Annotated in this window: 17 protein-coding genes; 10 read left to right on the forward strand and 7 right to left on the reverse strand. The window is 69.1% G+C overall.

Annotated features, from left to right (window positions below; genetic code table 11):
• Window positions 1–29 precede the first annotated feature (29 nt).
• Entirely contained in the window at window positions 30–1,382 is a 1,353-nt protein-coding gene (locus ACLJPX_RS30700) for a TrpB-like pyridoxal phosphate-dependent enzyme (protein WP_410603981.1), read from the forward strand.
• Between the two features lie 80 nt (window positions 1,383–1,462).
• Here ACLJPX_RS30700 and ACLJPX_RS30705 read toward each other — a convergent pair whose 3' ends face one another.
• The 3 genes from ACLJPX_RS30705 to ACLJPX_RS30715 all read right to left on the reverse strand — a co-directional run bounded on the left by ACLJPX_RS30705 (window position 1,463) and on the right by ACLJPX_RS30715 (window position 5,963).
• A complete protein-coding gene (locus ACLJPX_RS30705) occupies window positions 1,463–2,677 on the reverse strand; it encodes a GGDEF domain-containing protein (protein WP_410603982.1) in 1,215 nt (404 codons plus the stop codon).
• A gap of 139 nt (window positions 2,678–2,816) precedes the next feature.
• A complete protein-coding gene (locus ACLJPX_RS30710) occupies window positions 2,817–4,028 on the reverse strand; it encodes an MFS transporter (protein WP_410603983.1) in 1,212 nt (403 codons plus the stop codon).
• 81 nt (window positions 4,029–4,109) lie between these two features.
• Window positions 4,110–5,963: a VanW family protein gene (locus tag ACLJPX_RS30715; protein ID WP_410603984.1), complete on the reverse strand. Its 1,854-nt coding sequence runs from the start codon at window positions 5,961–5,963 to the stop codon at window positions 4,110–4,112.
• A 288-nt stretch (window positions 5,964–6,251) separates the two neighbouring features.
• Between ACLJPX_RS30715 and ACLJPX_RS30720 the strand changes: the two genes are divergently transcribed.
• Both ACLJPX_RS30720 and ACLJPX_RS30725 read left to right on the forward strand, forming a co-directional pair.
• Entirely contained in the window at window positions 6,252–6,755 is a 504-nt protein-coding gene (locus tag ACLJPX_RS30720; protein WP_410603985.1) for a metallophosphoesterase family protein, read from the forward strand.
• An 18-nt stretch (window positions 6,756–6,773) separates the two neighbouring features.
• Window positions 6,774–7,766 carry a PHP domain-containing protein gene (locus tag ACLJPX_RS30725; RefSeq protein WP_410603986.1) on the forward strand — a complete coding sequence of 331 codons (993 nt, stop codon included), beginning with the start codon at window positions 6,774–6,776 and terminating at the stop codon, window positions 7,764–7,766.
• Window positions 7,767–7,813: 47 nt separating this feature from the next.
• Here the strand turns inward: ACLJPX_RS30725 and ACLJPX_RS30730 are convergent, their stop codons facing one another.
• Complete coding sequence (locus ACLJPX_RS30730) at window positions 7,814–8,665, reverse strand: chitosanase (protein WP_410603987.1); 852 nt, start codon at window positions 8,663–8,665, stop codon at window positions 7,814–7,816.
• Window positions 8,666–8,771: 106 nt separating this feature from the next.
• Window positions 8,772–9,728 (reverse strand): ArsR/SmtB family transcription factor, encoded by a 957-nt coding sequence (locus ACLJPX_RS30735; RefSeq protein WP_410603988.1) that lies wholly within the window; start codon window positions 9,726–9,728, stop codon window positions 8,772–8,774.
• Between the two features lie 146 nt (window positions 9,729–9,874).
• On the opposite strand from ACLJPX_RS30735, the gene ACLJPX_RS30740 reads away from it, so the two are divergent.
• Window positions 9,875–10,264 (forward strand): hypothetical protein, encoded by a 390-nt coding sequence (locus tag ACLJPX_RS30740; RefSeq protein ID WP_410603989.1) that lies wholly within the window; start codon window positions 9,875–9,877, stop codon window positions 10,262–10,264.
• A 3-nt stretch (window positions 10,265–10,267) separates the two neighbouring features.
• Here the strand turns inward: ACLJPX_RS30740 and ACLJPX_RS30745 are convergent, their stop codons facing one another.
• Both ACLJPX_RS30745 and ACLJPX_RS30750 read right to left on the reverse strand, forming a co-directional pair.
• Window positions 10,268–11,449: a saccharopine dehydrogenase family protein gene (locus ACLJPX_RS30745; protein ID WP_410603990.1), complete on the reverse strand. Its 1,182-nt coding sequence runs from the start codon at window positions 11,447–11,449 to the stop codon at window positions 10,268–10,270.
• Window positions 11,450–11,468: 19 nt separating this feature from the next.
• A complete protein-coding gene (locus tag ACLJPX_RS30750; RefSeq protein ID WP_101605788.1) occupies window positions 11,469–12,110 on the reverse strand; it encodes a GOLPH3/VPS74 family protein in 642 nt (213 codons plus the stop codon).
• A gap of 202 nt (window positions 12,111–12,312) precedes the next feature.
• Between ACLJPX_RS30750 and ACLJPX_RS30755 the strand changes: the two genes are divergently transcribed.
• The 6 genes from ACLJPX_RS30755 to hrpA all read left to right on the forward strand — a co-directional run bounded on the left by ACLJPX_RS30755 (window position 12,313) and on the right by hrpA (window position 21,090).
• Window positions 12,313–13,785, forward strand: a complete 1,473-nt coding sequence (locus ACLJPX_RS30755; protein WP_410603991.1) for an APC family permease — start codon at window positions 12,313–12,315, stop codon at window positions 13,783–13,785.
• Complete coding sequence (locus tag ACLJPX_RS30760; RefSeq protein ID WP_410603992.1) at window positions 13,782–14,342, forward strand: GNAT family N-acetyltransferase; 561 nt, start codon at window positions 13,782–13,784, stop codon at window positions 14,340–14,342. The genes ACLJPX_RS30755 and ACLJPX_RS30760 overlap by 4 nt, the downstream gene beginning before the upstream one ends.
• Window positions 14,343–14,391: 49 nt before the next feature.
• Window positions 14,392–14,703 carry a hypothetical protein gene (locus ACLJPX_RS30765; RefSeq protein WP_410603993.1) on the forward strand — a complete coding sequence of 104 codons (312 nt, stop codon included), beginning with the start codon at window positions 14,392–14,394 and terminating at the stop codon, window positions 14,701–14,703.
• Window positions 14,704–14,744: 41 nt separating this feature from the next.
• On the forward strand, window positions 14,745–15,962 hold the full coding sequence (locus ACLJPX_RS30770; protein ID WP_101605792.1) for a cation:proton antiporter: 1,218 nt from the start codon (window positions 14,745–14,747) through the stop codon (window positions 15,960–15,962).
• Window positions 15,963–15,975: 13 nt separating this feature from the next.
• Window positions 15,976–17,139 (forward strand): lactate 2-monooxygenase, encoded by a 1,164-nt coding sequence (locus ACLJPX_RS30775; RefSeq protein ID WP_410603994.1) that lies wholly within the window; start codon window positions 15,976–15,978, stop codon window positions 17,137–17,139.
• A gap of 69 nt (window positions 17,140–17,208) precedes the next feature.
• Window positions 17,209–21,090, forward strand: a complete 3,882-nt coding sequence (hrpA, locus tag ACLJPX_RS30780) for an ATP-dependent RNA helicase HrpA (protein WP_410603995.1) — start codon at window positions 17,209–17,211, stop codon at window positions 21,088–21,090.
• Window positions 21,091–21,102 lie beyond the last annotated feature (12 nt).

A 21,102-nucleotide genomic window follows, 5' to 3' on the forward strand; every position in this document is an offset into this window, starting at 1 on the left:
TTAGGTTGAAGGGAGACGGAGGAGGCTCAATGGCGGAGCGGACGAAGTACATCCTCGACGAAGCAGACCTGCCGACCCGGTGGTACAACGTCATCCCGGATCTGCCGGAGCCACCACCGCCGCCCCTGCATCCGGGCACGCGCGAGCCGATCGGCCCGGACGATCTCGCGCCGCTGTTCCCGCAGGCGCTCATCGCCCAAGAGGTCACGACCGAACGGTACGTCGACATCCCGGAAGAGGTCCTGGACGTCTACCGGCTCTGGCGTCCGTCGCCGCTGTTCCGCGCGAGGCGGCTGGAGAAGGCGCTCGGTACTCCCGCCCGCATCTACTACAAGTACGAAGGCGTCAGCCCGGTCGGCTCGCACAAGCCCAACACCGCCGTGCCGCAGGCGTTCTACAACGCGGCCGAGGGAGTCACCAGGCTGACCACGGAGACCGGCGCCGGGCAGTGGGGGAGCGCGCTCGCGTTCGCCTGCGCCACTTTCGGGCTCGAATGCGAGGTGTGGCAGGTCCGCGCTTCGTACGACCAGAAGCCGTATCGCAAGCTGATGATGGAGACGTTCGGTGCCACGGTGCATCCGAGCCCGTCCGAGCTGACCGCGTCCGGCCGCGCGATCCTGGCCGCCGACCCCGGGTCGACCGGGAGTCTCGGCATCGCGATCAGCGAGGCCGTCGAACAGGCGGCGCAGGCGGAGAACACCCGCTACGCCCTCGGCAGCGTGCTCAACCATGTGCTCCTGCACCAGACGATCATCGGCGAAGAGGCGCTCAAGCAGTTCGAGCTGGCCGGGGACACCCCGGACGTGCTCGTCGGCTGCACCGGCGGCGGCTCCAACTTCGGCGGGCTCGCCTTCCCGTTCCTGCGCGAGAAACTCGCCGGGCGGATGGACCCGGTGATCCGCGCGGTCGAACCGGCGGCCTGCCCCACGCTCACCCGGGGGAAGTACGCGTACGACTTCGGGGACACCGCGGGGCTGACGCCGTTGCTGAAGATGCACACCCTCGGTCACGATTTCATTCCCGACCCCATCCACGCCGGTGGCCTGCGCTACCACGGGATGTCACCGCTGATCTCGCACATCTACGAACTCGGGCTCATCGACGCGATCGCCATCGGGCAGGAGGACTGCTTCGCCGCGGGTGTCCAGTTCGCCCGCACGGAGGGCATCATCCCGGCACCCGAGCCGACGCACGCGCTCGCCGCCTGCATCCAGGAAGCGTTGCGGTGCAAGGAAACCGGCGAGGAGAAGGTGATCCTGACCGCGCTGTGCGGCCACGCGCACCTCGACCTCCCGGCGTACGGCGCGTACTTGGCGGGCGACATCGTCGACAACGCGCTGCCCGACTCCGTCCTCGAGAAGTCCCTCGCCGGCCTTCCGTAACCCCCAAAGCGCGCTATGAAAGGCCCGTTACTTGCAAAATTTGCAAGTAACGGGCCTTTCATAGCGCGCGCGACCCAGTGTCAGCCGGTGACTTGGTAGCCCGACGTTCGGTTCCGCCCGGTGTTCTTGGCCTCGTAAAGCGCCCGGTCCGCGACGGCGATCACCGCGTCGAGGTCGGTCACGCCCGGCCGGTCGGCCAGCCCGATCGACACGGTCACGTGCTCCGGCAGGTCATCCGCCCGGCCCGCGATGCTCGACCGGATCCGCTCCGCGATCGCGTGGGCGTGCACGGCGGGCGTACCGGGCAGCAGGACGACGAACTCCTCGCCGCCGAACCGCCCGACCAGATCGGTGCCCCGCACCTCGGTGCGCAGCGTTTCCGCGATGGCGGCGAGATACCGGTCGCCGACCAGGTGCCCGTGCCGGTCGTTGATCAGTTTGAACCGGTCGACGTCGAGCATCAGCAGACTGGTGTGCCGTCCCGCGCGCCGCGCGCGGTCGAGTTCGTCGGACGCGGCCTCGCGCCACGCCTTGGCGTTGAGCAGCCCGGTCTTGGCGTCGCTGCGCGCCTGCCGTTTCAGCTGCCGCAGCAGCACGCCGCGGTGCAGCACCAGCGTGATCCCGACAACCAGCAGCAGAACCACCGGCCAGTCCCGCAGCGCCCACGCGACGATGATGCCGAGCGCGATCGTCGCCGTCTCGAGCGCGTACTCGAACGGCTTCGCCAGCGCCTCGCTCAGCCTTTCGTGCGGAGTGCCGTAGTACACCGCGATCGTCATCAGCACGGTGTTGACCAGCAGGAACACCCCGCCCGCCGCGACCACCAGCCCGAACGAGCGGAGGTCGCGGGGGAGGACGTCGAACGGGACCGCGTACCGGGTGAGGAAGGCGTTGGCCGCGAAGCCCGAGAGCACGGTCGCCGACGTGGAGAACGTCCGCCGGAACAGCGGATTCGGCTGGCCCCGGAACCAGCGGTAGAAGAACGACACCGCGATGACCAGCGCGGCGAGCCCGGGGTGCACCAGCAGCACGGCGGCGAAGGTCCAGACACTGTCGAGCGAGATGTGCGGCGTGCCCGCGAACCGTTCCCGTACTCGCTCGACCGGCCGCGACAATTCCGTGTACAGCACGACGCTCGCGATCAGGATCGCGAAGGGGAGGGCGTCACCCGGGGTGAACGGGACGAGGAGAAAAGTCCAGGCGGATCCGGCGATCGCCGCGACGTCCACCAGGAGGACGAAGCCGATCAAACCTCGATTGGGCAGCCGCCACAGCGCCCAATTCGTTAGCGCCACGGTGACGAACGTAATCGGTTGGATACTAGGTGTCACTACGCTGTATGGGTAGGCGTGGGTGCACCACGCGTGACCGGGATCGGGACTCGGAGGGGGTGAGCTCCATGCGCGGGCAGAACTGGTGAATATCCGGTTCCGGTCAAAGGGGGTGAAGCGGGGCCACGTGGCGCCAAGCCCGGGTGGCCGGAACAGCCACTACGAGACCGGCGAGTGCGATGACCGAGACCGTCGTCGCGGGTGAATCGAGTACGCCGACGAGCAGGCCGCCGGCGATCAGCCCGATTCCCTGCACGGCGATGAGTCCCGACCCGGCGAGGCCGAACGCCTGGCCTCGTTCGGTGTCGGGGACCAACCGCATGAACGTGGTGCTCGCGGTGACCTGGTAGGCCGCGCACATCCCGGACAGCACGAGCAGTCCGGCGGCGTAGGGGAGCGACGGCCGGAACCAGAACGCCGCGAGCGGCACGATCGCACCCAGCGCCAGTATCCCGACCATCCGCAGCCGGACTTCGGGGCGCACGAGGCGGCCCAGCACGAACACCCCGAGCACGATCCCCAGCGGATGCGCGGCGAGCAGCAGGCCCGCCGTCACCGCCCCGCCGCCGATCTCCGCGGCGTAGGGCACGGCGAGCCCTTCCGGCACGATCACGAACCCCGCCAGCCACGCCAGCCCGACCAGCGCGCGCAACCGGCGGTCGTGCCAGATCGTGCGGGCGCCCGCCGAAAGCCGCCGCAGGGTCGACGTCGCCGGTCCGGCGGCTCCCGTCGCGGGCCGGGCGCGGACACCGAGCCGCAGGACGATCGCGGAGACGGCGAACGTCACCGCGTCGAGCGCGAGACCCCGGCCGGTCCCGACCGCCGCGATCACCGCGCCGCCCAGTGCGAATCCGGCGAGCTGGCCGACCTGGTTGGTGATCTTCAGCAACGACTGGCCGAGCACGTAGGAGTCCCCGCTCAGCACCGACGGCAGGACGGCGGCCTGTGCCGCGGTGAACGGCGCGTTCGCCAGCTGCACCACCACCAGGACGGCGGCGAGCACGGGCAGCGGGATGCCGGGAATGGCGAGGACCGCGACCAGCAGCGCCCGGACGACGTCGGAGCAGACCATCACCGCGCGGCGCGGGAACCGGTCCGCGAGGCCGCCGAGCAGCGGTCCGCCGATCAGGTCGGGAAGGTAGGTGAGCGCGTAGGTCAGCGCGGGCCAGGTCGCCGACTGGGTCCGCTGGAACACCAGCACCGACAGGGCGACCCTGGCCACCTGGTCGCCGAGGATGGACTGGAGTTCCGCGAACCAGATGGCCCGCAGTTCACCGACCGCGAGGATCTGCCGGAAGGTCGCCTTCGAGGTCACGAGGTGGCCACCCCCGTTCAATCGGGTCGGCCACTGAGCGTACCTCCCCGGACGCGCTCGGTGAACGCGTCCGGGTGAAAATTACTCCGTACCGCAGGTGATTTTCGGCTGCGGGTTGTAATGCACGTTCCGAGTGTGGCGCCGGACCTCGCGGCCGCTCGCGGCGTCCTTGATGACCCGGGTGTCCGAGGTGGTGAAGCCGGGCGCGCCGTTGCTGGGCTTGCAGTTCTCGGCGGGACCGGGCTTCGTCGGCGGCTCGGACGGGTTGGTGCGGCCGCCCGGGATCGACTCCACGGTGTACTTCTTGGTGCCCCACAGCCGGATCGTGATGTCCGAGGGCGACCAGATGGTCTGGATCGCGACGCCGGTGTCACCGTCGTTGGTGAACTTCAGGTCGATCACGCTGCCGCCGCCGTGGTTCTGGAACACCGTCGCCTCGCGCGCGGCGGGGTAGCGGCTGATGTAGTAGCTGTGTTCCTTGTGCTCGGTGTCCTTCATGCCGGCGAAGTACGAGGCGTTGTACAGCGTGGTCGCGAACTGCGAGATCCCGCCGCCGACCTCGCGGCCGGGCGCGCCGTCCTTGATGACCCCGGCCTCGACGTAGCCCTGTGCCGCGCCGCGCGGCCCGGTGAACCCGTTGAGGCTGAAGGTCTCGTTCGGCTTCACGATGGCGCCGTTGACCTTCTGCGCCACGACCCGGATGTTCGTCCCCGAGTCCGCGGCGAACCCGCCGGTCTTGAACTCGCTGACGACCTCCTTGATGCCGAGCTGGTTCGCCTGCTCGGTGGTCACCTTGGCGGGGGTCTTCTTGTAGGTCACCGGCAGGTCGCGGGGCCCGGTGCGCTTGAGCACGTCGAGCACCGGCTTCAGGCTCGGCTCCCAGTCGACGACGTTGGCGTCCTCGGAGGGCTGGACGGTCGGCTTGCCGCCTTCGAAGACGATCTGCGCGTCCTTGCCCTCCTTCTCGGTGGACTTGAGCTGCGGACCCGCGGCTTCGATGATCTTGTTGTTGTCGACCTTCGGGTTCAGCACGCCGCCGTCGACGGGCTCGAAGGTGAGCGCGCCCGCGATGGCGTCCGGCTTGACGATCGCGTCCTTGCCCTCGCCCTTGATCACGATCGGCGCCGCCACGGCGGGCTTCGCGACCTGCTCGAGAGCGGCGTGGACGGCCTCCGGCGAGACCTTGACCGGGGTCTGGGTGACCGCGAGGGTGAGCGGCTCGCCGCTGGCCCAGCGGTCCAGGACCGTCTGCTTGGCGGCCTCGACGTCGAGCTTCTGCCCGGTCTTCGGCTCGACGGCGACCGGCCTGGCCTCCTCGAAGCGGACGGTGCCCTCGACGGGGTCGCGGTCGATCTTGCCGCGCAGGTTTTCGAGCGCGGAGGTGAGCTTGGCGTCCTCGGTCTGCGTGACGACGCCGACCTCGGTGGTGGTGAAGAACGACGCGACCCGCGTGAACGGGTTCAGCGGCTGATCGCCCGCCTGGTCGAGGGTGGCGGGCCAGTCGAGGCGGAGGCCCGCCGCCGTCGGCGCCAGCGACTCCTCGGTGTCACCCGCGACGACCTTCACCGGCCGGGTCAGCCGCGGCTCGATGCCGCCCCTGAGCTCCTTCTCGGCGGCCGCGCGGTCCATCCCGCCGACGTCGACCCCGGCGACGGTGACGCCGCGGGGGACGCTGCCCTGGGAGACCAGCACGTCGAGGGCGTACGCGACGACCAGCAGGCCGAACACGCCGCCGCCGATGAAGGCGGCCTTGCGATAGCTGCGACGGCGTTTCGGTGGCGCGGGCTCCTGCGGCGTGGCAGACTCCGCGAACCCGGGCGCGACGACCGGGAGAATGTCCGTCTGCTCGGCATGGGACTCGGGCCAGCGCGGTTCCTGCGGCAACTCTCCACCCTCCACGGTCCGGCGAGCACGCCGGACGTCGTGATCGAACATCCGGGCCTTCCACGCGTTCCGGACGTACGTTCAAGATACGGGGCGCGTTTTGTGGGCTTGCAACTCGCCCGGTTGGGTGAGCGGGTCACTCCGTCGGGTGGTCACAGGGCGTCAGGTTCCGGGTTTTCGCTCACTCTGGCGAGAAAGTCGAAGTCACAGCACTGGTCCGCTCGCGTGATGTGTTCGCCGCACAACGCGCCGTAACCTCGTTACTCGGTGATGCCGAGCGTGGGTCCAGTGTGGACGCTCCAATTCGGACAGTTCCTCGTCACCGATCGGAGACGAATGATGCGCCTGCTGCTCATCGCCGACACGCACCTTCCGCCGCGGGCGAAGGTGCTGCCGGATCAGGTCTGGCGCGAGGTCGGCGCGGCGGACGTCGTCGTCCACGCCGGCGACTGGGTCGAGGTCGCTCTGCTGGACGAACTCGAGGCCCGGAGCAAGCGGCTCATCGGGGTCTACGGCAACAACGACGGCGCGGAGCTGCGGGCACGGCTTCCCGAGGTCGCGCGCGCGACCCTCGACGGCGTCCGCCTGGCGGTCATCCACGAAACCGGCGGCAAGCAGGGGCGCGAGCGTCGCTGTGACGAGCTGTTCCCGGACACCGACGTCCTCGTTTTCGGGCACAGCCACATCCCTTGGGACACGGTCACGCCGAAGGGGCTGCGGCTGCTGAACCCCGGTTCGCCGACCGATCGGCGCCGTCAGCCGTTCTGCACGTATCAGACCGCCGAGATCCGCGACGGCGAACTGTGCGACGTCGCTCTGCATGAGCTGCCTCTTCGCCGCTGACGGGGTAGACAGGTAGCCATGGAACCGGCGCAGGCGTTGAGGGAGATCGCGTTCCGGCTGGAGCGCGCGGGCGAGCCGACCTACCGGGTGCGCGCCTTCCGGCAGGCGGCCTCGGTGATCGCCAAGGTCAAGCCGGACGACCTGCGCAAACGTGCCGAGGCGGGGACGCTGACCGCGTTGCCGAATATCGGCAAGGCGACCGCGGCCGTCGTCGAAGACGTCCTCGCCGGGCGTCGTCCCGCGTACTTCGAGAAGCTCGGCGAGCCGAAGCTGCCCGACGGCGGTCCGATGCGGGCGGCGTTGCGCGGCGACTGCCACACCCATTCGGACTGGTCCGACGGCGGGAGCCCGATCGAAGAGATGGCCGAGGCCGCCCGCACGCTCGGGCACGAATGGATGGTGCTGACGGATCACTCGCCGCGGCTGACCGTCGCCAACGGCCTGTCGCCCGAACGGCTGCGGCGGCAGATGGACGTCGTCGCGGAACTGAACGAGACGATGGCGCCGTTCCGGATCCTGCACGGCATCGAGGTCGACATCCATCTCGACGGCACGTTGGACCAAGAAGAAGACCTGTTGGAGCAACTGGACTTCGTCGTCGCGAGCGTGCATTCGAAACTGCGGATGCCCGCGAAGGAGATGACGCCGCGGATGCTCGCGGCCGTGCAGCACCCGCGGGTGCGGGTGCTGGGGCACTGCACCGGGCGGCTGGTGATGGGGGCGCGCGGGAAGCGGCCCGAGTCGGAGTTCGACGCGGAGGCGGTGTTCACCGCGTGCCGGGACAACGGGGTCGCCGTCGAGATCAACTCGCGTCCCGAACGCCGGGATCCGCCGACGCGGCTGCTGAACCTGGCCGTGGACCTGGGCTGCGAGTTCGCGATCGACAGCGATGCTCACGCGCCGGGCCAGCTGGACTGGCTGGTCTACGGCTGCGTGCGGGCCACCGAGCTGGGGATCGAGCCGGACCGGGTGATCAACACGCGGACCGCCGAGGACCTGCTGGCCTCGTGAGTGGCAAGGACGGTTCTAACCGTCCTTGCCACTCACGAGGTGGAGCGTCAGTTGATCTCGAACGGGTCCCCGTAGACCTTCCATTTCAGCGGGGTGTGCAGGTCGAGGTTGCCCGCGTCGAGCCACACCAGCTGCGCGGTGTCGATCCGCGAGGTGTCCGCGTGCGCCTCTTCCTGCTTCATGACCACGCGCCGCGCGTCGAGGAACGCCTTGAGGTAGGCCGTTTCGTCGCCGCCCTGGGACGGCGGCCGGGCCGACTGGAGCGCGGTGGAGCGGATGCCGCCGAAGCTGTCCTGGCTGTTCCCCGGGCCGTGCATCACGATGGCGTCGTAATAGATGAACTGTCCCAGCGCACCCAGGCCGTCCGATTTCGCCTGATTCACCGACGGGTCGAAATAGACGCGGTCGCGTTCACCGTTCTGCGCCGCTTGGAAGTCCGATCGCGCGGCGGCCTCCCGCCACGCGTTTTCGAAACCGCTGCCGAGGCCTTCGTGCGAATCACTGCCGTCGACCTCGCGTAGCGCGGGAAGGTATTCCGCCAGCGGATTCCCGGGAACCGAATTCGTGTACCGCTCAACGAGATCGAGCATGTCACCGGTGCCGGAACAGAACCCGATGATGCCGGCGGTGTACCCGCGTCCGTCGCCGATGTCCTCGATGTACTGATACTGCGCTTTCCAGTCCAGTGAAGAGTTTTCCGCGCTGGAGACGATCTGCATCGCGATCTCCTTCTTCTCCGGCGAGGCGAGATCGCCACCGGAGGCGAAGATCGACGCCGTCGCCGGAGCGGGCTCGGCGGAGGCGAACGAGGAGATCGCGACCGGGCCGGAAACGGCGAGAGCGAGGACGGATACCGCGCCGAGAGCGCGGCGCATCGCGGGCCGCAGGGCGTTACTCATGAAAGGTGTCCCTTTCCACAGAGAATTGTCATTTTCTGTCAGGTGTTGCTGCGGCGTGCGGACACGATAACCACGGGTGACAGTTTCCGGCAAGGGGGTCGGGTGGTCAAAGATTCTTGCGCAGCAAGGCCGACCCCAGTGGCGTGAGGTGGTGCCGCACCGTGTTGCCGTGGCGCACGCTGAGCACGAGACCCGCTTCGCGCAGCACGGTGGAGTGCTGGCTCGCCGAGGACATGGAGATCCCGGCGCGGCGCGCGAGATCGCTGGTGCGCCCGCCGCCCGCGATCGTCTCCAGCACGGCGGCCCGGGTGTGCCCCAGCAGCGCGGACAGGGCGGAGCCCTGATCGTGGGGCGACACGTCGGGAAGGTGCTGTTCGACCGGGTACACGAGCACCGGCACCTCGTCGTTCGCGACCAGGGTCACCCCGGTCCGCCAGCAGAAGAACGACGGGATGAGCAGTAGTCCCCGCCCGCTGAGGTGAAGGTCGTGGGATACCGGGTAGTCGACCTCGAGCACCGGTGCCTTCCACCGCATCGCGGAGGAGAGCCCTCGCAGCAGTCCTTCGACGCCGTCGGAGAGAAGTACCTGTGCCTGTCTCGCCCGCTGACGCTCGAAGCACGCGAGGATGTCGTTCCACACCGGCTCGATCGCCGCACGGTGGTACGACCGGACCGCTCGCGTCAGCGCGCCGAGCGCGGCAGGGTTGGCGTCGCCGAGGTCCCGCGCCCACGGCGTCGGTCGCCGGGATCGGGCCAGCGCCGCCAGATCCCGGCGCAACGCGAAGCGCCTGGTGCCGCACAACAGCTCTAGCTGATCTTCGAGATCTTCCCCGGAAGGGGTGAGGAAATCGGGGAAGTACCCGCTGGGCGGGACCAAGGTCAACAACGGGCCCGCCGCCTTCGGGAGCCGGCTGCGGACCATGCCCCGCCATTTCCGCACCGGCAGACCGCCGTCACCACGTTGCAGCCGGTGCAGGCTCAGCGTCGTCTCCCACATCGGATCCGGCCTCGCCGCGACCCTGACCCTGGCCAGATCCTCCCCGGAAAAATGTACGCGCAGCACAAGCTTCCCCCTCCCCATCCCCCGAGGGAATTAACGCACGAACAGCGCGTCTTGGCGATGTTTCAGCCAGAACTAAAACTGCGACGGCCACTTCGGCGGGCCTGACACGGTTCGTGGGCAACGTTCACTACTGAGGGGATGAAAAGATGAACATCAAGAGGTTCGGCCTCGCCGCCGCGGGGGCGGCGGTGGCTTTCGGGTCGCTATTCGCGGCCACACCCGCCACTGCGGCGATCAGCGGCGATGTCTCGATCCAGGAGACCTGCCGGGCGGTTCCGTACAACGAGTCGACTCCTGGGGGCTGGACTCAGTACAACGTCACGTGCAACGGCAACACCGTCACGATCGCGGGCTATGTCTACGACAGCTCGGCCGACAACAGGTGCATCAGGGTCAAGGCGGTCTGGCCGAGCGAGAACCGTACGGACTACAGCCGGAAGGCATGCCCCAAGGGCACGAATCAGAGCTTCGTGTTCACGGGGCTCTATGCCGCGAACCCGAAGGTGAGCGTGTACTCGGAACCGGCTAGCGGCTAGTCGTCAGGCGACGCGGTGGGGCAGTGTCGCGAAGCGCAGGCCGGCGTCGCTCAGCCTGCCGATCAGCGCCTGCCCCATCGCGCTCGCCGTGGTCACCTGCCCGGCCGTCACGGGCAGGTCGTCCAGCGCCAGGCACAGGGCGGATTCGCCGAGCATCTTCGCGGTCTCGCCGTAGCCCGGATCGCCGCCGGACACCTCGGTCACGACGCGCTCACCGCCGCTCTCGGCGTGGAACCGCACGGAGAACCACGACCGGGCCCGCCTGGCCTCGTCCGGGCCGCCACCGGGCTTCAGCAGCTTCGACAGCGCCCGCCGCGCGGGCGGGATCTGGGCGGCGCCGAAGACGAGACCCATCCCGGCGGCACCGGCGGCCACCATCGGAAGCCGTTTGACGGCCGCGTAATGCCGGTACGTGAAGTCGGGGCCGTACGCGGGGAGCGCGGCGGCGGAGCGTCCGACGATCATCGGGTCGATGGTCGGCAGTGGTACCGCCCAGAAACCGTCGGGGCTGCGATGCGGGGTGCCGAGCGGGGCGCGCGCCCGGCGGTCCGCCGGCCGTGGTTCGGCCGCGGCGCGGTTCCGGGCGGCGCGGAAACTCGAAGGCAGCCGGGAGAACGCGGTCAGCGCGGAAAGGAAGGTGCCGCCCGACGGGAGTGCGCCCGCGCGCACGTAGCCGTCGATCCGGATCGGTTTCCCTTGGGGCAGCTGGGAAATCGTGAAGAGAACGCCGAGGTCGTGCGGGATCGAATCGAAACCGCACGCGTGCACCAGCCGCGCGCCCGTCTCGGCCGCGCGGGCGTGGTGGGCGACGTACATCCTGTCGACGAACTCGGGTTCGCCGCACAGATCCGCGTAGTCGGTCCCGGCCTCGGCGCACGCGGCGACCAACGGCTCCCCATAGTGGACATACGGGCCGACCGTGGTGGCGACGACCTTCGTGGATTCCGCGACTTTCCGCAGCGAGTCCACATCGGAGACGTCGGCCCGCAGCAGCGGCAGGGCGCCGAAGTCCGGGTTGAGCGAGAAAAGCTTTTCCCGCAACGCTTCCAGCTTGCCGGGATCGCGTCCGGCCAAGGCCAGGCGCAGGCCGGACGGCGCGGTGCGCGCGAGGTACTCCGCTGTCAGTCCACCGGTGAACCCGGTGGCGCCGAACAGCACGACGTCGTGATCACGGCCGGTGGGCATGGCGTCACCCTACCGCCGGTCACCGCCTGTCGCCGGTGTAGACGACCGCGGCCCCCACCGCGTCCACCCCCGAGATCAGCTCGGCGAGCGCCCTCGGGAGCTCCCGGTGCGTGGCCTCGGCCCAGGCCCGCAGGCCGGCGCGGTCGAGTTCCGGTTCGCAGAGATCGTCGAGACCGATGGTCCAGGCCAGCAGGGCCAGGCAGACCGAATGCGGATCCGGCCGGTCGGTGCCGAGTACCGCGGCCCTCGCCTTGCTGCGCGCGGCCGTCGACATCAGCAGATCCCGCGGCGGGTACCGGTGATTTTTTCGCATGAGCACACGGTCGGTCTCGCGGTTGATCACTCCCGCGGTGAGCAGATTGTTCGCGACCGTTTCGCCGAGATCCTGGCGGAGGTGGTCGACCCATTCCCGGACGGTGTGCCACTCGCGCTCGCCGAGGATTTCCGAGAACACCCGATCGAGTGCGGGATGGGCGAGGCCTCGCCGCGTCAGTGGCCGGATTCGCTTGCGTTCCACGGTGATCCGCTCGGCGAGGAGGAGATCGCAGAGCGCGGAACCGGCCATTCCGATGCCGAGTCCCGTGCGGCGCAGCGCGGGTTTTCCGGTGAACTCGTCGTGGGCGAGGAAGAACAGGGAATCGACCAACGTCAGCCGACGCATGAATGGCACGCCCTCCGGCGTTGTAGTGCGGGACGGCCAAAGTAGCGGTAGCCGGTGGACCACTGCGACCCGAGGTCCGTTTTTAGCCTGAACGGACGTACCTAGCCGGGTTGTCCGGCCCTAGGGTGGGATGGCTTTGACAAGATCAAGAACGCGGATCGAACGCGTTCGCAGCCAAACCGACGTCCGGGGGGACGGGTTCATGGGTACGCACAGACCGCGGCGCGGTCTCGGCCATCGGCGGCTCGGAGCCGCCCAGATCGTCTTCTTCGTGGTGGCGGCGGCGGGTCCGCTGTTCGCCATCGCGGGCGGGGTCCCGACGAACTACGCGGTCACCGGCAGTGTCGGTGTCCCGCTGTCGTTCCTCCTGCTCGCTCCGATCCTGGGACTGTTCGCGGTGGGGTACGCGGCGATGAGCCGCTACATCACCAACGCGGGCGCCTTCTATCCCTATGTCGCCAACGGCGTCGGCAAATCCACCGGCGCCGGGATCGCGTTCGTCACGCTGATCAGCTACAACGCCATCCAGATCAGCATCTACGGCCTGTTCGGCTGGTCGGTGTCGACCTGGCTCGGCACGCTCACCGGGTCCCCGCCGCCGTGGTGGCTGTGCGCGCTGGTGATGGTGGTGATCGTCGGCGCGCTCGGGGTCCTGCGGGTCGATCTCAACGCCAAGGTGCTCGGGGTGGCGTTGTGCCTCGAGGTCGCCGTCGTCGCGATCGTCGACATCGCGCTGTTCGCGAATCCCGCGGGAGGAAGCGTTTCCTGGGTGCCGCTGGAGCCGTCGAGCCTGTTCACCACCGGTGTGGGCGCGGTGTTCGCGTTCTCCGCCGCCGCGTTCATCGGCTTCGAGGGCGCGGCGACCTACGGCGAGGAGACGCGCGAACCCAGCCGGACGGTCGGCCGGGCGACGTTCGCCGCGATCGGCCTCACGGCGGTGCTCTACGTCGTTTCGTCGCTCGCGCTGGCCGTGGGCGCCGGACCCGACGTCATCGTCACCACCGCGGCCGCGCAGGGCCCGGATCTGCTGTTCAATCTGGCGGGCCGGCATCTCGGCGGCACGTTCTCCGACATCGCGTACACGCTTTTCGTGACCGGTCAATGCGCGGCGCTGCTGAGCTTCCACAACGCCGTCGCGCGGTACTTCTTCGCGCTGGGCCGGGAAGGGCTGCTGCCGCGTTCGCTGGCCAAGACCAGCAAGCGCACCGGCGCCCCGGTGGCCGGTTCGCTCGCGCAGACCGCGCTCGGGCTGGTGGTGGTGTCGTTGTTCGCGATCGCGCAGCGCGACCCGGTGACCGAACTGTTCACGTGGCTCGGCGCGACGGCGTCGACCGGTGTCGTGGTGATCATGATCGCCGTCTCGCTTTCGGTGATCGGCTTTTTCAAACGGCGTCGCGACGCCGAAAACGCCTGGCGCCGTTGGATCGCGCCGGGGCTGGCGATCCTCGCGTTGTCGGCCGTCCTCGGGCTGATCCTGGTCAACTTCGATCTGCTGCTCGGCCCGGCGGGGACCTTCCTGTTGCGCTGGGGCCTGCCCGGCCTCATCGTCCTCGCGGCGTTGGCGGGTTTCCTGCGCGCGGAAGTGCTGCGGACGAGGGATCCCGAGACCTACGCCGCGATCGGCGGCCCGCTCGAAGACGAGGAAGAACCCACCCGGCTGAGGTCCGGACGATGATCGTGCGCGCCGCCGAACCGTCCGAAATGGACACTGTGGTCGACGTGCTGTCCGAGGCCTTCCACGAAGACCCGGTCAGCGTGTGGGTCTTCCCCGGCGACGAGCGCCGCGCGGTGGCGTTGCCGATCTTCCATCGCGCGATCATGCGGGGGACGCTGGCCGCGGGCGGCCACGTCGACGTCACCGGCGACCTGTCCGCCGCCGTCCTCTGGACGCCCGGCGGTGAGGAGGACATGGACGGTGACGCGTTCGCCGGGCTCACCGGGGAAGAACTGGGCAGGCTCGCCGCGTTGTCCGAGTTGATGGAGAAGCACGCTCCCGGCGGCGAGTACCACCACGCGCAGTTCATCGGCGTCCGCAAGAGGGCTCAGCGCCAGGGGATCGGCGCACGGCTCCTTCGGCACGGATTCGACCGCAACGGCGCGGTGCCCGCGTACCTGGAGGCCAGCAGCCAGGAGAGCGCGAACCTGTACCGGCGATTGGGTTTCCGTGATCACGGCCGGGCTTTCTCGGCCGAGGGAGGGCCACCGATGCTGCCCATGTGGCGGGACCCGTGACAGATCTCTCGTCGATTTGTCTATAAAGGACTGGTAAAGTGGCGGTCAGATGACGAAGAACCGTGCCCCCGCCCCACGGCACCGTTCCGTCTTCTTTCTGCTGATCTTGCTCGTCTTCGCCTTCGTCACGCCCACCGTTCCCCACGGGCACGGCCGCGTGGCGAAGGAAGACCCCGTCGCCGTCTTCGCGACCCATCCTCTGCCCGCCTTCCACGGCGGCCAAGCCGTTCCTCTCGCCGACGTGCCCGCCGAGACGGCGACCGTCGAGCTCCTGGATGCCGGACCCGCCCCTGAGCAGGGCGAATCCGTCGTCATCAGCCGTGCGGTGCCCCAGGCGCCCGCGCGCGCACCTCCGCGCTGATCCGGTCCCCATAGCCGCATCAGCCACCATCGGAGGTCTCCATGAGTTCCGGTCATGCCTTGCTGGCCGTCGGCGGGGCGTTCCTCGCCGCCGGTGTCATCGCCAGAGCCGGCGCCCGCATCGGGCTGCCCACCATCCCCCTGTTCATGCTGGCCGGATTCGTCTTCGGCCCCAACACTCCCGGACTGTCCCTTGTGGACGATCCGAGCGAGCTCGGTGTGCTCGCCGGTCTCGGTCTCGTCTTCCTCCTGTTCTACCTCGGCCTCGAGTTCTCCCTCGACGACCTCGCCAAAGGCGGGCGCAAACTCGTCTGGTCCGGGCTGATCTACCTGATCCTCAACATCGGCGGCGGGCTCGCCTTCGGCTTCCTGCTCGGCTGGGGGACCAGGGAAGCGCTGGTCATCGCCGGTGCCATCGGTATCTCGTCGTCCGCGATCGTCACCAAACTCCTGCTCGAAGCGCGCCGGATGAACAACCCCGAATCCCGGCTGATCATGGGCATCATCGTGATCGAGGACCTGTTCCTCGCGCTCTACCTGGCGTTGCTGCAGCCGGTGCTGTCCGGTGCCGGGACGTTCGGCTCGGCCGCGGCCGACTTCGGCAAGGCCTTCGCGTTCCTGATCGTGATGGCCGCGCTCGCCCGCTGGGGCGGCCGCGTGGTGTCGAAACTGTTCGGTTCGGCCGACGACGAGCTCCTGACCGTCTGCTTCGTCGGTGTCGCCGTCATGGGCGCCGCCGTGGCCGAAGAGGTCGGGGTGTCCGACGCCATCGGCGCGTTCATGGTCGGCATGATGCTCGGCGGCTCGAAGGTCGCGCCGCGGATCCACAAACTGGTGCTTCCGCTGCGGGACGCGTTCGGCGCGCTGTTCTTCTTCATCTTCGGGCTCAGCATCGACCCGAACGCGGTCGGTTCGGTGGTCGTGCCGGTGCTGATCGCGGTGGCGCTGACGATCGTGCTGAACCTCGGCGCGGGCGCGCTGGCCGCGCGGCTGCACGGGTTCGACCGCCAGGCCGGGGTGAACATCGGGCTGACCGTGCTCACCCGAGGCGAGTTCTCGCTGGTGCTCGCCGCGATGGCGACCGCCGCCGGGCTGGATTCGCGGGTCGCGCCGTTCGTCGCGGGCTATGTCCTCCTGCTGGCCGTGATCGGTCCAGTCGCGGTCATCCGCTCCGAGAAACTCACCTGGTTGCTACCGGCGAGTATCGTCCGGAGGGGTTCGACCCGCCGAGGCCGCGAAGAGGTGGCACGGGCGACGTGACGAGGAGGCCTGGGTGACCGAACGGTTCGGCGGCTACCAGAACGAGATCTACCTGCAGGGGCTCGGCGGGATCTTCCCGCCGTGCTCCACCGACGCCACGAAGCTGGAGGACTCGGCGCGGGAGATCCTGGAGCCCGGGCCGTTCTGGTACGTCGCGGGCTCGGCCGGTTCGGGCGCCACCGCGCGCGCCAACCGCGAGGCGTTCGACCGCTGGCGCCTGGTGCCCCGGATGATGACCGGTTCGACCGACCGCGACCTGTCGACGACGGTCCTGGGGACCAGCCTTCCGGCGCCGGTGCTGCTGGCGCCGGTCGGCGTCCAGTCGATCGTGCACGAGGGCGCCGAGCCGGCGGCCGCGCGGGCGGCGGCGTCGGTCGGCCTGCCCTACATCATGTCGACGGCGTCCTCGACGAGCATCGAGGACGTCGCCGAGGCCAGTGGTGACGGGCCGCGCTGGTTCCAGCTGTACTGGCCGACCGACAACGACGTCTGCGCGAGCATCCTGGCGCGGGCGAAGGCCGCGGGGTTCACCACGCTCGTGGTCACGCTCGACACCTGGACCCTCGCGTGGCGCCCGAACGACCTCGACCAGGCGTACTTGCCGTTCATCAAGGGCGAGGGCCTCGGTGTCCCGCTGAGCGACCCGGTGTTCCGCGGTCTCCTGGAGAAGACGCCCGAAGAGGACGCGCCCACCGCGATCCTGCGGTGGATCTCGATGATCACCGGGACTGACAGCACGTGGGACCGGCTGCCGTTCCTGCGCGAGCACTGGGACGGCCCGATCGTGCTCAAGGGGATCCAGCACCCCGACGACGCGCGTCGCGCCGTCGAAGCGGGGATGGACGGGATCGTCGTGTCCAACCACGGCGGACGCCAGGTCGACGGCGCCGTCGGCTCGCTCGACGTGCTCCCGGAGATCGTGGCCGCGGTCGGCGACCGGCTCGAAGTGCTGTTCGACTCCGGCATCCGCACCGGCGCCGACATCGCCAAGGCGCTCGCGCTCGGGGCGAAGGCCGTCCTGGTCGGACGGCCGTGGGTGTACGGGCTCGCGCACGCGGGGGAGGACGGCGTCCGGCACGTGCTGCGGAGCCTGCTCGCCGACCTCGACCTGACCATGGGCCTGTCCGGTCACCGCACCCTCGCCGACCTCACGCCGGGGTCGCTCACCCGGTCCTGACCAGCTGGATGTCGCCTCCGGCATATTCGGAAGCCCTGATCGTCACGCACGGCTATCCTGGTGCCGGTCATGGCTTCCACAACTTCCCCGCTCGGCGCCCTGCGCGCTCGCCTGCCCGAACTCATGTCGCGCGACGAGCACCGCCTCCGGCGCCGGCTCGACGGTGCCCGGAAAGCGCGGAACGCCGAGGACCTCGCAGCCCGGATCGAGGCCGACATCGAGGCCGCGGAACTGCGGGTCACCCGCCGCCGCGACGGCGTCCCGAAGATCTCGTTCCCCGAAGAGCTGCCCGTCAGCCAGCGCAAGGACGAGATCGCCGCCGCCATCCGCGACCACCAGGTGGTGATCGTCGCCGGCGAGACCGGGTCCGGGAAGACGACCCAGCTGCCGAAGATCTGTCTCGAACTCGGCCGCGGGATCCGGGGCCAGATCGGGCACACGCAGCCGCGACGGCTGGCCGCGCGCACGGTCGCCGACCGCATCGCCTCGGAACTGAACACCGAACTCGGCGAGGCCGTCGGCTACAAGGTCCGGTTCACCGACCAGTCCGGTCAGGACACGCTGGTCAAGCTGATGACCGACGGCATCCTGCTCGCCGAGATCCAGACCGACCGGATGCTGCGGCAGTACGACACGCTGATCATCGACGAGGCGCACGAGCGCAGCCTCAACATCGACTTCATCCTCGGCTACGTCAAACAGCTTCTACCGCGCCGACCCGACCTCAAGGTGATCATCACCTCGGCGACGATCGACCCGGAACGGTTCTCCCAGCACTTCGGCGACGCGCCGATCGTCGAGGTCTCCGGCCGGACGTATCCGGTCGAGGTCCGCTACCGGCCGATCATCGACCCGGACGATCCGGACGCCGATCAGGACCGCGACCAGACGCAGGCCATCTGCGACGCCGTCGACGAACTCCAGCACGAAGGCCCCGGAGACATCCTGGTGTTCCTCTCCGGGGAGCGGGAAATCCGGGACGCGGCGGACGCACTGTCCAAGCAGGACCTCAGGAACACCGAGATCCTTCCGCTGTACGCCCGGCTCTCGTCGTCGGACCAGCATCGGGTGTTCCAGCGGCACACCGGGCGCCGCGTCGTGCTCGCCACCAACGTCGCCGAGACGTCGCTGACCGTGCCGGGCATCAAGTACGTCGTCGACCCGGGCACCGCCCGGATCTCGCGCTACAGCCATCGCACCAAGGTGCAGCGCCTGCCGATCGAGCCTGTCTCGCAGGCGTCGGCGAACCAGCGCAAGGGCCGGTGCGGGCGTACCTCCGACGGTATCTGCATCCGCCTGTACTCCGAAGACGATTTCGACGCGCGGCCCGAGTTCACCGATCCGGAGATCCTGCGGACCAACCTCGCGTCGGTCATCCTGCAGATGACCTCGCTCGGCCTCGGCGACATCGCGGCGTTCCCCTTCGTGGAGCCGCCGGATCGCCGCCAGGTCACCGACGGTGTCCAATTGCTGCAGGAACTCGGCGCCTTCGACATGAGCGACGGCAAGAAGCTCACCGAGACCGGCCGCAAGCTCGCGCTGCTCCCGGTCGACCCGCGGATGGCGCGGATGGTCCTGGAGGCCTCGCGCAACGGCTGTGTCCGCGAAGTGATGATCATCGCCGCCGCACTGTCCATTCAGGACCCCCGTGAGCGGCCGGCGGAGAAGCAGCAGGCGGCGGACGAGCAGCACGCGCGGTTCGCCGACAAGACGTCCGACTTCCTGGCGTACCTGAACCTGTGGGAGTACGTCAGCGAGCAGCAGAAGGCGTTGTCCAGCAACCAGTTCCGCCGGTTGTGCCGCAACGAGTACCTGAACTACCTGCGTATCCGCGAGTGGCAGGACATCTTCAGTCAGCTGCGTCAGCTGGCCAAACCGCTCGGCATCACCCTCGAGACCACCGGCCCGGCCGATCCGCAACGTGTGCACACGTCGCTGATCGCCGGGCTGTTGTCGCATGTGGGACTCAAGGATCCGGCCAAGGGCGACTACCTCGGCGCGCGCGGGGCGCGGTTCTCGGTGTTCCCGGGTTCGGCGCTGTTCAAGAAACAGCCGCGGTTCGTGATGTCGGCCGAACTGGTCGAGACGTCGCGCCTGTGGGGCCGGGTCAACGCGCGGATCGAACCGGAATGGGTCGAGCCGCTCGCCGGGCACGTGGTGAAGCGGAACTACTCCGAGCCGCACTGGGAGCGCAAGCAGGGCGCGGTGATGGCGCTGGAGAAGGTGACGCTGTACGGCGTCCCGCTGGTGGCCGACCGCCGCGTCAACTACGGCCGGATCGACCCGGAGATGAGCCGCGAGCTGTTCATCCGGCACGCGCTGGTGGAAGGCGACTGGGAGACCAGGCACCACTTCTTTCGCGAGAACCGCGCGCTGCTCGACGAGGTCGAGGACCTGGAGAACCGGGCCCGCCGCCGAGACATCCTGGTCGACGACGAGACGCTGTTCGACTTCTACGAGCAGCGCGTCCCGGCGGACGTCGTCTCCGCGCGGCATTTCGACAGCTGGTGGAAGAAGGCGCGGCACACCGAGCCCGATCTGCTGAGCTTCGAGAAGACGATGCTCATCAACGAGACCGCGGGTGGCGTGCGCGAGGCCGACTACCCCGACTTCTGGACCCAGGGCACGCAGACCTTCAAGCTCACGTACCAGTTCGAGCCGGGTGCGGACGCCGACGGTGTCACCGTGCACATCCCGCTGCCGGTGCTGAACCAGGTCACCCCGGACGGCTTCGACTGGCAGGTCCCCGGCCTGCGCGAAGAACTGGTGACGCAGCTGATCAAGTCGCTGCCCAAGGCGATCCGGCGCAACTTCGTCCCGGCGCCCGATCACGCGAAACTGGTGCTGTCCCGGGTCGGCCCGGCCGACGGGCCGTTGTTGCATGCCGCCGCCGACGACCTGGAAGCGTTGCGCGGGGTGGTGATCCCCGACGACGCGTGGCAGCTGTCGGCGGTACCCGAGCATTTGAAGATGACCTTCCGCGTGGTCGACGTCCGCGGGAAGAAGGTGTCCGAGGGCAAGGACATCGAGGCGCTCAAACGGGATTTGAGCGGCCAGGTGCGCGCGACGATCTCCAAGGCCGCCGACAGCATCGAGCGCCAAGGCCTGACGACGCCCGCTTTCGGCGAGCTGCCGAAGGTGTTCGCGAGCAAGCAGCGCGGGCACGACGTCAAGGCGTATCCGGCGCTGGTCGACGAGGGCGGCACCGTGGCGGTGCGGCTGCTGGACACGCCGGGGCAGCAGGAACAGTCGATGTGGGCGGGTACGCGGCGGATGCTGCGGCTCAACCTGCCGTCACCGATGAAGTTCATCACCCGCAACCTGGGCAATTCGTCGAAGCTTGTGCTGAACCGGAACCCGCACGGGTCGGTGGCGGCGTTGCTCGAAGACTGTGTCGACTGCGCCGTCGACGAACTGGTGGCCGACAACGGCGGCCCGCGCTGGGACGAGGCCGGTTTCGCCGTCCTGCAGGAAAAGGTGCGCGCCGGGCTGAACGCCGGGGTGCTGGACGTGCTGACCAACGTCGAAAAGATCCTGCGCGCGGCGAACGACGTCGAAACGCGGCTGGCCGACACCCGCGGTCCGGCGGATTCGCTCGCGGACATCCGGGCGCAACTGGACGGGCTGGTGCACAAGGGTTTCGTGACCGAGACCGGGCAGAGCAGGCTCAAGCACGTCGTCCGGTACCTGCGCGGGATCGAACGGCGGCTGGAGAAACTCCCGACCGAGCCGACCCGCGACATCCAGCGCACCGGCGACATCGCGTGGCTCCGCAACGAGTATCAGACCGCGCTCGACGCGGTGCCGCCCGGAACGTCGTCACCCGCGCTGCGGGAGATCCGGTGGATGATCGAGGAACTGCGGGTCAGCTTCTTCGCCCAGACACTCGGGACGGCTCATCCGGTCTCGCTGAAGCGGGTCATCAAGGCGCTGGACGACGCCGCCACCTGATCACGCCGGGGC

The organism is Amycolatopsis sp. lyj-90 (assembly GCF_046549035.1).
Classification (GTDB): Bacteria; Actinomycetota; Actinomycetes; order Mycobacteriales; family Pseudonocardiaceae; genus Amycolatopsis.

Coding starts and splice junctions, on each gene's coding strand:
- ACLJPX_RS30755 (WP_410603991.1), top strand. CDS start 12,313: ATGGGTACGCACAGACCGCGGCGCGGTCTCGGCCATCGGCGGCTCGGA.
- hrpA (WP_410603995.1), top strand. CDS start 17,209: ATGGCTTCCACAACTTCCCCGCTCGGCGCCCTGCGCGCTCGCCTGCCC.
- ACLJPX_RS30750 (WP_101605788.1), bottom strand. CDS start 12,110: ATGCGTCGGCTGACGTTGGTCGATTCCCTGTTCTTCCTCGCCCACGAC.
- ACLJPX_RS30765 (WP_410603993.1), top strand. CDS start 14,392: ATGACGAAGAACCGTGCCCCCGCCCCACGGCACCGTTCCGTCTTCTTT.
- ACLJPX_RS30740 (WP_410603989.1), top strand. CDS start 9,875: ATGAACATCAAGAGGTTCGGCCTCGCCGCCGCGGGGGCGGCGGTGGCT.
- ACLJPX_RS30715 (WP_410603984.1), bottom strand. CDS start 5,963: ATGTTCGATCACGACGTCCGGCGTGCTCGCCGGACCGTGGAGGGTGGA.
- ACLJPX_RS30730 (WP_410603987.1), bottom strand. CDS start 8,665: ATGAGTAACGCCCTGCGGCCCGCGATGCGCCGCGCTCTCGGCGCGGTA.
- ACLJPX_RS30725 (WP_410603986.1), top strand. CDS start 6,774: ATGGAACCGGCGCAGGCGTTGAGGGAGATCGCGTTCCGGCTGGAGCGC.
- ACLJPX_RS30720 (WP_410603985.1), top strand. CDS start 6,252: ATGCGCCTGCTGCTCATCGCCGACACGCACCTTCCGCCGCGGGCGAAG.
- ACLJPX_RS30760 (WP_410603992.1), top strand. CDS start 13,782: ATGATCGTGCGCGCCGCCGAACCGTCCGAAATGGACACTGTGGTCGAC.
- ACLJPX_RS30700 (WP_410603981.1), top strand. CDS start 30: ATGGCGGAGCGGACGAAGTACATCCTCGACGAAGCAGACCTGCCGACC.
- ACLJPX_RS30770 (WP_101605792.1), top strand. CDS start 14,745: ATGAGTTCCGGTCATGCCTTGCTGGCCGTCGGCGGGGCGTTCCTCGCC.
- ACLJPX_RS30745 (WP_410603990.1), bottom strand. CDS start 11,449: ATGCCCACCGGCCGTGATCACGACGTCGTGCTGTTCGGCGCCACCGGG.